This window comes from Formosa sediminum (genome assembly GCF_007197735.1).
Lineage (GTDB): Bacteria > Bacteroidota > Bacteroidia > Flavobacteriales > Flavobacteriaceae > Formosa > Formosa sediminum.
This window is the reverse complement of the sequence record NZ_CP041637.1, coordinates 83,496-94,851: the sequence shown is the minus strand read 5'-3', so window position 1 is coordinate 94,851 and position 11,356 is coordinate 83,496. Positions and strand designations below refer to the sequence as shown.

Sequence of the window (11,356 nt, the reverse complement as noted above, 5' to 3'; positions counted from 1 at the left end):
ATCCCAGCGCAGGTTGGGTGTATTAAAAATTATAAATCCTGCCAATGCATATTGAGCAGGATTTTTTAATATAAAAACAACAGATATGGCAGACGAAAAAGACCCTTTAAAACAAGGACAAATTAATATTGAATTAGACGAAAAAATTGCAGAAGGAACGTATTCAAACTTAGCAATTATCAATCATTCTGTTTCTGAGTTTGTAGTAGACTTTGTAAGCATTATGCCAGGTACACCTAAGAGTAAGGTAAAGTCTAGAATAATTTTAACACCACAACACGCTAAACGCCTTTTAAAAGCATTAGCAGATAATGTTAATAGGTTTGAGAATACCCATGGTGAGATTAAAGATTACGAGCAACCTCCAATTCCATTAAATTTTGGGCCAACAGGAGAAGCTTAATAGTTGAAAAAGTGGATAGATAAGATTGTTAATCTTGCTTGAAATGGTTTTTTGTAGTTAGCTCAAATTCTTATAAGTTAAGATTTAACTAGATAAATATAGATTTGTCTTAAAAATAAAAAATCCCATTATGTTTATAATGGGATTTTTTATATGAAAATGTTTTAGTTCTAATTAAATTCTGAAGTTAAATGGAATTTAATATTCGGATATTTTTGCTCTGTCATTTGTAATGAAAATTGTGAGTCTGCTAGAAAAACCAATTGATTTCTTTTGTCTTTAGCCAAGAAGCGTTGCTTAACACGCAAAAATTCTTTAAACTCTTCACTCTTTTTATCTTTTGGCTCTACCCAACACGCTTTAAACACATTTAAATTTTCGTAGGTACATTTAGCACCATATTCGTGCTCTAAACGGTACTGTATAACTTCGTATTGCAGCGCTCCAACTGTACCTATAACCTTTCTTCCGTTAAGTTCTAGGGTAAATAATTGTGCAACACCTTCATCCATTAATTGGTCTATACCTTTATTTAGTTGTTTCGATTTTAATGGATCTGCATTATTAATATATCTAAAATGTTCTGGAGAAAAACTTGGAACCCCTTTATAATTAATAATTTCCCCTTCAGTAAGCGTATCTCCAATTTTAAAGGTTCCAGTATCTTGCAAACCTACAATATCTCCTGGATAAGAAATATCTACAATCTCTTTCTTTTCGGCAAAAAAAGCATTTGGACTAGAGAATTTTAATTTCTTATTATTCCGTACATGTAAGTATGGTGAATTACGTTTAAATTCTCCAGAAACGATTTTAACGAAAGCCAAACGGTTTCTATGGTTGGGATCCATATTGGCATGAATTTTAAATACAAACCCAGTAAATTTATCTTCGTCTGGTTGCACTAAACGTTCTTCACTGTGCTTTGGTCTTGGTTTAGGTGCAATCTCTACAAAGCAGTCTAATAATTCTCGAACTCCGAAGTTGTTTAAAGCCGAACCAAAAAATACAGGTTGTACCTGACCATTTAAGTAATCTTCTTTATTAAATTCTGGATAAATACCATCTACCAATTCAATCTCTTCCCTAAGCGTATTTGCTGCTTTTTCTCCAACAATTTTATCTAATTCTGGAGAAGATAAATCAGAGATTTCAATGGTTTCTTCAATATCTTTTCTGCTATCCCCACTAAATAGATTTACATTTTTTTCCCAAATGTTATAAATACCTTTAAAATCGTACCCCATTCCTATAGGAAAACTTAAGGGAACTACTTTTAAACCTAATTTTTGCTCAACTTCATCTAATAAATCAAATGCATCTTTACCCTCACGATCCATTTTGTTAATAAAAACAATCATCGGGATGTTACGCATTCTACATACTTCAACTAATTTTTCAGTTTGTTCCTCAACTCCTTTTGCAACATCAATAACTACAATTACGCTATCAACAGCAGTTAGTGTTCTAAAGGTGTCTTCAGCAAAATCTTTATGTCCAGGTGTATCAAGAATATTAATTTTTATGCCATTATATTCAAATGCTAAAACAGATGTAGCTACAGAAATTCCACGCTGGCGTTCAATTTCCATAAAGTCACTCGTTGCTCCTTTTTTAATTTTATTACTTTTTACGGCTCCAGCTTCTTGAATAGCACCTCCAAATAAAAGTAATTTTTCTGTTAATGTTGTTTTTCCGGCATCGGGGTGAGATATAATCCCAAAAGTTCGACGTCTGTTTATTTCACTTTTAAAACTCATAATAATTCTTGAAAATAGGTCGCAAAGATACTATTATTAGTAAGAAATGTAATAAATGATACTACCGCTTTTTAAATTTATCCTCACATTAACGTATTTTATAATTTTACTTGGTACTTTTACATTATGATAGAAGAAAACGTAATATTAGTTAACGAAAAAGATGAACAAATAGGCTTAATGCCTAAATTAGAAGCACATGAAAAAGGGGTGTTACATCGTGCCTTTTCTGTATTTGTTTTTAATGATAATAATGAATTGATGTTGCAACAGCGTGCACTAGATAAATACCATACACCAGGGCTATGGACCAACACTTGTTGCAGCCACCAGCGCGATGGAGAGTCTAATATTGAAGCGGGGAGAAGGCGCTTGCAAGAAGAAATGGGGTTTGTAACAGCTTTAGAAGAGTCTACGTCTTTTGTATATAAGTCGCCTTTTGAAAATGGTTTGACAGAGCATGAATACGACCATATTTTAATAGGGCATTATAATGATGCACCGGTAATAAACCCAGAAGAAGTTGCAGCTTGGAAATGGATGACATTAGATGCTATAAAGGCAGATATTAAAGTTAATCCAGAGCTTTATACCTCGTGGTTTAAGATTATTTTTGATAAGTTCTATGAATATATTAATATCTCGTAATATATGAAAGCTAAGGTAAGTAGACAGGGGTACTTTAATGCTGCCCATAGGTTATATAGAAAAGATTGGAGTGACGAAAAAAATCAACTCGTTTTTGGAAGATGTAACAATGCAAATTACCACGGACATAATTATGATGTTATTGTAAGTGTATCTGGAGAAATAGATCAGGAAACGGGTTTTGTTATAGATTTAAAAATTTTAAAGCAACTCATAAAAGATGAAATAGAAGAAGCTTTTGATCATAAAAATCTAAATTTAGACGTGGCAGAATTTAAAAATCTTAATCCTACTGCAGAAAATATTGCAGTAGTGATTTACAATAAATTAAAACCTAAGATAGCATCACATCTGGAATTAGAAATTACACTTTATGAGACGCCTAGAAATTTTGTGAGTTATTCTGGTGAGTAAATATGATGTAATACTGCATATACTTACAGATTTTAATGCTCAAAATTAAATCTTGAATATAATTTATATTAAATCCTTATCTATATTTTATTTACAGCTGTAATTTAGATCCGCTTACATTCGACTTTATTTTTCTAATTTTAGATCTATATAAAAAAAAATCCCGGGTCTAACACTCGGGAATTTTATTTAACAAGCTGTTTTTGTTTCTTTTAAGTATTCTTTTTGCAAAGAAAAACCAAATAGTGCACTACAAATTGTTTCGTGATGATTATTGCTTTTAGGTTTAGTAACAATAACATTTACTAAATAACAATTATTATGTTGTTTTATTAATTGTGCCTGTATGGTTAATTCATCGTTTAAAAATGCATTCTTGTGCATTTTAAATTTAAAATCTTCAAGATCAGGGTTATCTTGTAAATAAAATTCTTTTATAGGGTAAGTAGCAACCGTTTTAACTTTGCTATATAAATTGTGTGGTAATAAAAAACCGTTAGCATTACTTACGTGTTCTGTTACTTTAAAGGGTACGTTGGTGTTTATATATGTGCTCATAATGTATATTGTATTTAAGGGTATATTAATGTGGGTCTCAAGTTATAGTTGTGGTACGTGCAGAACATGACGTTAAGATTAGAACGATTGGAACAAATAATGTGCTTCTGGCTGTTTGATTTAATTTTTTTAAGATTTTTCATGATTTTAAAATTTAAATTAGTAATGGTTTAAAAATAAAAAAGGTGCCTTTAAAAAAGCACCTTTATTGATTATCGTTATATTATATAATAGTTAACTCAGTTCAAGATGCACAGTAGGCTTACATTTAAGCATAAAAATGACAATTGAATTCCACTGTTGTGAAATACAATTAGATGCCGAGTTATATTGTGTCTTGATTAAATTCATGTTATAAATGTAAGCATAAAATTTTAATTCAACAATAATTAAATGCTTTTATGATACTTTATAATTAGGATTAATGTAATTTTGCATTTAAATAAATTGAATTTTAAATTATGGCAAATGTTAGAGATCTTAAAAAGGATATTAATTTCGTTTTAGGAGATATTATTGAAGCTGTTTATGTATGGCAATATACTAATACAGACAAGGACACAAAAGAGAGTGAAGCAATTATAGATGAAGCAATCGTTGTTTTTGATGAATTAATTGCAAAAGTAAATGATAAAAAAGTAGAGGATAAAAAAGCTCACTTTAAGGCAATTAACCAAGAGTTAGAAACTAAAGGACGAGCGTTAATTGAAAAAATTAATAATTTAAGTTAATTTTTTTTGAAAAAAATTTGCAGATATAATAAATACCCTTATATTTGCACTCGATTTTCAAGCCGATGTAGCTCAGCTGGCTAGAGCAGCTGATTTGTAATCAGCAGGTCGTGGGTTCGAGTCCCTCCATCGGCTCTTTAAAAGTTCAATGTTTACGCATTGAACTTTTTTTTTGCTCTATTAGTTCTAAATTATTTATACTTATAATTTTAAGCATAAATATTTGCCTCTCTCGTTGCTTCACCCGCAGTTTAATCATACCTCATTTTTTAATTTATTCTTCATTATGTCTTTAATAATAATAGGAGTGTATACATTAAAATAAAAAACCATCCCAGTTAAACTAGAATGGTTTTTTTATAGCAATAAGATTATTATTTTATAGTACGCTTTTAATGGCATCAACCATTTTAGAAGCTCTAAGTTTTACGTCTTCTTCTGTCCAAGATAATTTTATTAAACAAGAGATGTTTCTTGCAATATAATGATCGGATTTTTTAAAGTTATTAACATCTATGTTGCTTAATGCTTCTTTTGTTGCGGTAGGAATAGGAAATAGACTTTTAGCATCCATTAAATGATCCCATTTTCTAACATAATGCCAGTTGTTATTATAATAATGAAAACAGCCATCAATTCCAGCTTCTTTTAAAGCAGACATAGCAGAAGTTGTCGTTTCTAAATCAGTTAAAAAGAAATTTAAAAACGAATAGTTTTCTACACCTTCTTCAGGAATTGTTCTAAAAACAAGTTCAGGTATTGTACTTAAAGCCTCTTTTAAGATGGTATAATGTTTTTTCTGTATAGCTATAAAGTCGTTTAAGCGTCTTACTTGAGCTAAACCTACAGCAGCGTGAAGTTCAGATATTCTAAAGTTATAGCCTAAAAAGGGATGATTTTCTGCTCCACGATCTGTACCAACATGATCATGACCATGGTCGCTAAAATGATCTGCCCAAGTAGCATAGTCGTCGTTATTTGTAATAATAGCCCCACCTTCAGCAGCCGTAATTGTTTTTACAAAGTCAAATGAAAAACAACCTACATCGCCATAGCTTCCTAAAGCTTTTCCCTCATAACTTCCACCAATTGCTTGACATGCGTCTTCTATTAATTTTAGGTTATGGGTATTGCAAATTTCTTTAAGTTGTTTTAATCGCGCCATACCTCCACACATGTGTACAGGCATAATAGCTTTTGTTTTAGTTGTAATGGCATTTTTAACAGCTTCAATATCTAAAGTCAAGGTGTCATCAATATCAACAAGAATAGGAATAGCGCCTAGCATTAAAACAGCTTCAAAACTAGCCACAAAGGTAAAAGTGGGGAGAATAACTTCATCACCAGCACCAACACCTGCAATCGCTAAAGCAACAGATACAGCAGCGGTACCACTGGATACTAGTTGTGCGTGTTTTACTTGCATTCTAGTTTGTAATTCTTGTTCAAGGTCTTTAGCTTTCCAATGTCCATTTCTCATGGCATCAAAGCCATAGCGCATTAATATTCCGCTATTTAATACATCGTTTACTTCTTTATGTTCTGAAGGGCCAAATAATTCAAATCCAGGCATGAGGTTTTTTTAAAAGTTGAATCAAATTTACAATTAAACATAAGAATAAAAAAGGTGATAAAACGAAGATTTAAGATCTTATTAGAGACTAATCATTCACTATAAAAAATACAATAGTAGAGTTGTGATTAAGATGAATAATGATGCGAGTTTAGATGGAGGAGGTTTACTTTTAATTACATGGTAAAAATATTATGTATTGCAATGTGTTGTATATTATATTGTTAACTCCGTTTTTTGTCATTAATTTAAATTTTTTTAATTTTTGTATTGGAAAATCGAAAAAGGTTCTTATATTTGCACCCGCATTCAGGGAATACCTGATGAGGCACTCAGGAGAAATGGCAGAGTGGTCGAATGCGGCAGTCTTGAAAACTGTTGAGGGTCACACCTCCGGGGGTTCGAATCCCTCTTTCTCCGCTAATAAGCCCCGAAACACTAGTGTTTACGGGGCTTTGTTTTTAATCTCGATTAAATATAAACTGGACAAATAGTTGAATGACTATGCGGCTAGTTTAAGGTTTTAGATATCTTATTCAAATTCTCTTATAGTATATTACTCAAAATATAATGCCTTCTTTTTTTGTGCACTAAGTTTCTATACTCTAAAAGATAAGCAGTTGATAATCTGGGAGCCGTAAAAGTGATTGTAGAAATATGCCGTGCAAAATCCTTTTTTAATCATCAAAAGTTAAATAGCTATATAAGCTAAGCACAGAAACAAATAAATTGAAGTGCTAAACTACTCATTATAGCCTTTAGTTATAGAGGTTGATTATTCGATAGCATATTTGTTGTATACCTCTATTATAATGGAATATTAAAGAGTAAGTTTTATGCTTCTTATAATGCTAAATTTAGCAATGGGGGTGTAGTTTAACGATTAATCTATAACTTTTCTGTTAAACTGGTAAATTGTTACTGTCGTATAAAGCAGCCTTGTCTGGTTTGGATATAGATGATATCGTTAACCATAATCTGATTTTGTCGATTTACATTAAAGCATTGATACAAAAAGTTGGTAGCAAAATAATTTTATTGAGAGTACCAAAATATAGACATGACCAAAGTATTTCCTTTCTGTTTTTGTATTCATAACTAACTTGGCTCTGAATGTAACCAATATTAATATCCACTTTTACCTACTTTAAATATTTTATAATTCATCTTAGCAGAAGGAAAATTTATTAGGGACTATTATAAATTTGTATTCTTTTTGTTACTTATGGACATACTAGGGATTTATAAAAACCTTAAACAAAAATAATAGTGACTTTTTTATGATATCAGAAATTCGAGTTTAAATACGCTTTTCATAGGTTTACTTATAAATCTAGTCCTAAAAGATTGTTACAAGTTATGATTTAAAGGTAGATGTAATTTTTTTTGGTACGGATTGATTGCATTTTTGTGGTTTTTTTCATGCGTCAACTTATCTAAAGTTTGTTTTAGATAGGCCTCATTTTTAAGTATACCCTTTATAGGTTATAGTTATTAGTGCTAAGTATAAAAAGTCTTTTTTAATTCTTATTTAGTATATATTGCTTACCTAGACTCTGTTTAATCTAGTAATTTTTATTTGAAAAGTTTTAATTTGTACGTTAGGTGTAGCTTAATCACTTTGTTAGGTTTCGTCTTTGTCTTCTAATTTTACTCTGTTATTCATTAAGTTTTTTGCGATTATACTTTCTAATCCCATACATTTGGTCTGTCAATATTCATTGCTCTTAAATACGACAGGAATTGTCCTGCATGAACAGATTCGTGATATCCAATGCGTAACAAATATTTTACAAGTATTTTCTTTTTACCATTTCCGGGGTGAACGATTTCTGTTTTGTTCAATTCATTTTCTGAAAATTGTTGAATACTTTCTAAAAATGTTTTTCTAAAAGGTTTAGCAAATTCAAGTTCATCTTTTAGGTTTTTAAATGGCCGGTTTTGCCAAGGTGTTTTATAATTTATCATATCTCCTTGATTAATAATAATATTCCAACCATAATCAGCCTCTAAAACGTGTCTTATTATTTCTGACGCACTCATTGCATTTTCGTCAGGTTTCCAATTATAATATTTATCAGGTAATCCATTCCAAAGTTTTATACTTCTTTTTCGTATTTCTTTGAAATTTAAAATTATAAGTTCAGATTGGGTCATTTTATATTTTTTTGAATGTAGTTTGGCATTACAACTAATGTCTTGTCTATTTTGAGTTAGCATTTTAATAAAATGACTAAATTAAGAACAGAAGAGAGGATTAAGGTTGTTATATGTGCAGAGACTCTTGACCTCCTCAATATTGAAAATTCCTTTCTTTTTCTACACAGATTTCGTACAGTTCTATAAGGCTTTTAAACCTCTATTCTAAGTTGTGGAAACTCGCTTAGTCGTCCTTTCAAAAATCATTTTCTTATGAATAAAGGTATTAAATATTTTGAACTGAAAAGTACATCATGAGCGCCTAATTTGTAAAAAAATAAAAGATGAATGAATTGATTTTAGCTATTTGGTTTTTAATGTTACTTATTCTGAAGGCAATTATTACCCGTTTAAGAACACGATTTCAGGCTTTGAAAACTTTGCTAAACATGCCGTAATAAATAGTCATTGTATAAGGTAAGCCACCGGTTATTATCATTATCAATTGACTTATTATTTACTAGATTCAGAGGTAGAAGTTTAGTAGAAAATCCATTGGCTGTTAAAAGTTTTATTTATATTAAGTGGTTTAAAATAAATATTATAAGAGTGATTTTAAACTTATTTGTAAATATGCAAAACAGGTAGATTTATAGTTTTGGGAAGGTCAATCTAAACATCAAACAGAATGTCTCCAAATTTGGTAGCAATGATTTTCTTCTGTCATACTAATATTTATTTTATTTCTTTTAAGTATTTGTGTATATAAATTACTACAATACTGTATCCCTTTGTCTGTTAATGTTCTTTGCTTGGTATATAAACTTGTTAAAAACCATCCTACAGCCTTTTAGTTCTAGACTATCACTCAAGTCTTAGCTTATTAATATTACGAGAATACATATTTGTAATAAAGGCAGCTAGTATAACTCTTTAACTGTTCTGATATAGGCTATATCATACACTTAAACCTGATCAGGTCATGTAATATCCACATATTTAATAATGTTCAAAATTATGTAACCTTTATCTAGGACGGGTCATTAAAATGTTCAATGGGTTAAATACTATAATTTAAGTTTTTTTTAATGTTTGCCAATATTTCGAATATGGTGGATTTGGCAGTTTAATGTTTCTATTGTGGTTTTTTTATCGTTTTGATCTTCAAAACTTAAATTATCTGTAAAATGCACTAATTTTTTATTGGCGATATTTTTTGATAAATGCCAAAAATAAAATCAGAAGGATTATTTTTTAAATATTCATCCTCTAAGGAAAAAAGTTTTTCTAAAATTTGATTATTATCAGAATCTAAATTTATGAAATGATGAGATATATCTTTAAGTACATTCATCAATATATTTCCACCATAAGGTTTTTCAATAATAGTATGAAAATTTGAGTGAATGGCTGGTAATATGCTTACAGAATCTACACACTCTGAAGGGTCTGCTAAAATCATTCTTATAATTCCAGGACCATGGAATTTCTTTTTTAATAGATTTGATTTATATCTGGTTCTATATTCTTTCGGTATTATATTTAGGGCTTCATTAATCTTTATAATTTGTTGTTTAGAAAATTGCAGTCTAGTAGCCCCAACGTATTCATTGATAACCAATAATCCACCAGGTTTTAGACTTTTTTTAATTGTATTAGCTACACAATTATCAATATTATCAAAATGATGTAACGATGCATGAAAAAAAACAATATCAAAATATTCTTTTGGAATATTATAATTGTTAAAATCTGCACAAACAAATTTTATGTTTTTAAGCATTAACTTATTAGCCTTAGATTTTGCCTCTAATATTCTATTTTCTGCAATGTCTATGCAAATTATTTCATCAAAATTTGAATGTTTAGCTAATTCTATCTCATGATGACTTGAGCCACTTCCTAAGGATATTAATTTAAGATTTTTTTTGTTTTGTAAATAATTATTAATCAAATAGTCTTTATAGTCGGTATTCTTATTTCCACTAATTAATATATTCCAACGTTCTTTAACTTTTGGAATAATCCACCAGTCTGCACTTTTATAATTTAATTGATTAAATGTTTTCTCAGTCCTTATTATTCCAATGATGTTTAATTTCGATAAAATAAAACTAAAACCTCTTTGTTTAAATTTATGTAGTACGTCAGTAATATCATCTATCGTCACTAATCTTTTCATGTCTCTATACTATCTATTTACACTAAATTATATCTCATGGTATTATATAAGATTAGTGGTACGTTTAGAAGACTAAAGATACTAAATAATATCTACTTGAAAAATCCGATTGGATTTTTCAAGTAGATATTACTAGCAATTAATTTTATATGGTGCTGTACAATGTTATTTTACCAATTTAACAAAGGTTTCTCCTTTTCCTTTCTCTCCTGTTTCAGGTGATTCTAAAACTATGGAAATCTTATCATAATCTAAATTCTTATTGTTTTCTTGTTCTGGCTTTTCAATCTGTACAATATATCCATACATAAAAACGTCTCTTGAAAATTCTTTTATTTTTTGGATTTTTAATATTTGTGCGTTTTTATTATTTACTTTAATTTCTAAATCTTTTTCAGATATAGTTAATGGTGAAACGTCAATAAGATTTTTACTTTTCACAAGAATTTCCGCTTGTTTTACTTTTACAAATTTATCTAAATTAATATTTTGTTTTTTAATAATATTTAATGTTTTTGAAAGACTCATAGGTCTAAAATAAATCATATAAGAATTTTGAGGGGTAACTTGAGGTTCAAAAACATTAATTCCATATATTTCAATTCGATCATATTGCGGATTAATTTTTAAATTTTTATAGACAGGAACATTCCACATCCAATACTCAAGTTTGCTTATTCTATAATCAGATTTTTTTATTGCATATAAAGAATAATAATTACCCGCTTTAACTTTTAATACATAGTTTCCATTTTTGTCAGTTAACGTGGTGTATATATCTTTAAAGGTTTTATCTTTAAGTTGAATAGAAACACTATCTATAGGATTACCACTAAAGTCTGTTACTTTTCCACTAATTGTGAATTCTTTCGTTTGTGAGGAATTACAAGACAATAGAATTGTTACTGCGATTGATAATAGTATTTTTGTTGGTTTTGTCAAAGCTAG

Annotated in this window: 10 protein-coding genes and 2 tRNA genes; 6 read left to right on the top strand and 6 right to left on the bottom strand. The window is 29.5% G+C overall.

Annotated elements, in window-relative coordinates; genetic code table 11:
• Positions 1-85 precede the first annotated feature (85 nt).
• Positions 86-403: a DUF3467 domain-containing protein gene (locus FNB79_RS00435; protein WP_143379427.1), complete on the top strand. Its 318-nt coding sequence runs from the start codon at positions 86-88 to the stop codon at positions 401-403.
• A gap of 170 nt (positions 404-573) precedes the next feature.
• Here the strand turns inward: FNB79_RS00435 and FNB79_RS00430 are convergent, their stop codons facing one another.
• The gene (locus FNB79_RS00430; RefSeq protein WP_143379426.1) at positions 574-2,163 is read right to left on the bottom strand and encodes a peptide chain release factor 3; all 1,590 of its coding nucleotides are present in this window, start codon (positions 2,161-2,163) and stop codon (positions 574-576) included.
• Between the two features lie 126 nt (positions 2,164-2,289).
• On the opposite strand from FNB79_RS00430, the gene idi reads away from it, so the two are divergent.
• On the top strand, positions 2,290-2,811 hold the full coding sequence (idi, locus tag FNB79_RS00425; RefSeq protein WP_143379425.1) for an isopentenyl-diphosphate Delta-isomerase: 522 nt from the start codon (positions 2,290-2,292) through the stop codon (positions 2,809-2,811).
• 3 nt (positions 2,812-2,814) lie between these two features.
• Positions 2,815-3,225: a 6-pyruvoyl trahydropterin synthase family protein gene (locus FNB79_RS00420; protein ID WP_143379424.1), complete on the top strand. Its 411-nt coding sequence runs from the start codon at positions 2,815-2,817 to the stop codon at positions 3,223-3,225.
• 189 nt (positions 3,226-3,414) lie between these two features.
• Here the strand turns inward: FNB79_RS00420 and FNB79_RS00415 are convergent, their stop codons facing one another.
• Entirely contained in the window at positions 3,415-3,783 is a 369-nt protein-coding gene (locus FNB79_RS00415; RefSeq protein ID WP_143379423.1) for a hypothetical protein, read from the bottom strand.
• A 461-nt stretch (positions 3,784-4,244) separates the two neighbouring features.
• Here FNB79_RS00415 and FNB79_RS00410 point away from each other — a divergent pair, with 461 nt between their 5' ends.
• Positions 4,245-4,514, top strand: coding sequence for a hypothetical protein (locus tag FNB79_RS00410; RefSeq protein ID WP_143379422.1), 270 nt, complete (start codon positions 4,245-4,247; stop codon positions 4,512-4,514).
• 61 nt (positions 4,515-4,575) lie between these two features.
• Positions 4,576-4,649, top strand: a tRNA-Thr gene (locus FNB79_RS00405).
• Positions 4,650-4,893: 244 nt separating this feature from the next.
• On the opposite strand, the gene FNB79_RS00400 is transcribed toward FNB79_RS00405, so the two are convergent.
• A complete protein-coding gene (locus FNB79_RS00400) occupies positions 4,894-6,087 on the bottom strand; it encodes a DegT/DnrJ/EryC1/StrS family aminotransferase (RefSeq protein WP_143379421.1) in 1,194 nt (397 codons plus the stop codon).
• 335 nt (positions 6,088-6,422) lie between these two features.
• On the opposite strand from FNB79_RS00400, the gene FNB79_RS00395 reads away from it, so the two are divergent.
• Positions 6,423-6,507: transfer RNA gene (locus FNB79_RS00395), tRNA-Ser, on the top strand.
• 1,269 nt (positions 6,508-7,776) lie between these two features.
• On the opposite strand, the gene FNB79_RS00390 is transcribed toward FNB79_RS00395, so the two are convergent.
• The 3 genes from FNB79_RS00390 to FNB79_RS00380 all read right to left on the bottom strand — a co-directional run bounded on the left by FNB79_RS00390 (position 7,777) and on the right by FNB79_RS00380 (position 11,350).
• Positions 7,777-8,307 (bottom strand): DinB family protein, encoded by a 531-nt coding sequence (locus tag FNB79_RS00390; RefSeq protein WP_246073305.1) that lies wholly within the window; start codon positions 8,305-8,307, stop codon positions 7,777-7,779.
• Between the two features lie 1,111 nt (positions 8,308-9,418).
• Positions 9,419-10,408 carry a class I SAM-dependent methyltransferase gene (locus FNB79_RS00385; RefSeq protein WP_143379419.1) on the bottom strand — a complete coding sequence of 330 codons (990 nt, stop codon included), beginning with the start codon at positions 10,406-10,408 and terminating at the stop codon, positions 9,419-9,421.
• A gap of 165 nt (positions 10,409-10,573) precedes the next feature.
• Positions 10,574-11,350: a carboxypeptidase-like regulatory domain-containing protein gene (locus FNB79_RS00380; protein WP_185967813.1), complete on the bottom strand. Its 777-nt coding sequence runs from the start codon at positions 11,348-11,350 to the stop codon at positions 10,574-10,576.
• Between the last annotated feature and the right edge of the window lie 6 nt (positions 11,351-11,356).

Coding starts and splice junctions, on each gene's coding strand:
- FNB79_RS00415 (WP_143379423.1), bottom strand. CDS start 3,783: ATGAGCACATATATAAACACCAACGTACCCTTTAAAGTAACAGAACAC.
- FNB79_RS00410 (WP_143379422.1), top strand. CDS start 4,245: ATGGCAAATGTTAGAGATCTTAAAAAGGATATTAATTTCGTTTTAGGA.
- FNB79_RS00435 (WP_143379427.1), top strand. CDS start 86: ATGGCAGACGAAAAAGACCCTTTAAAACAAGGACAAATTAATATTGAA.
- FNB79_RS00390 (WP_246073305.1), bottom strand. CDS start 8,307: ATGCTAACTCAAAATAGACAAGACATTAGTTGTAATGCCAAACTACAT.
- FNB79_RS00385 (WP_143379419.1), bottom strand. CDS start 10,408: ATGAAAAGATTAGTGACGATAGATGATATTACTGACGTACTACATAAA.
- FNB79_RS00430 (WP_143379426.1), bottom strand. CDS start 2,163: ATGAGTTTTAAAAGTGAAATAAACAGACGTCGAACTTTTGGGATTATA.
- FNB79_RS00420 (WP_143379424.1), top strand. CDS start 2,815: ATGAAAGCTAAGGTAAGTAGACAGGGGTACTTTAATGCTGCCCATAGG.
- FNB79_RS00400 (WP_143379421.1), bottom strand. CDS start 6,087: ATGCCTGGATTTGAATTATTTGGCCCTTCAGAACATAAAGAAGTAAAC.
- idi (WP_143379425.1), top strand. CDS start 2,290: ATGATAGAAGAAAACGTAATATTAGTTAACGAAAAAGATGAACAAATA.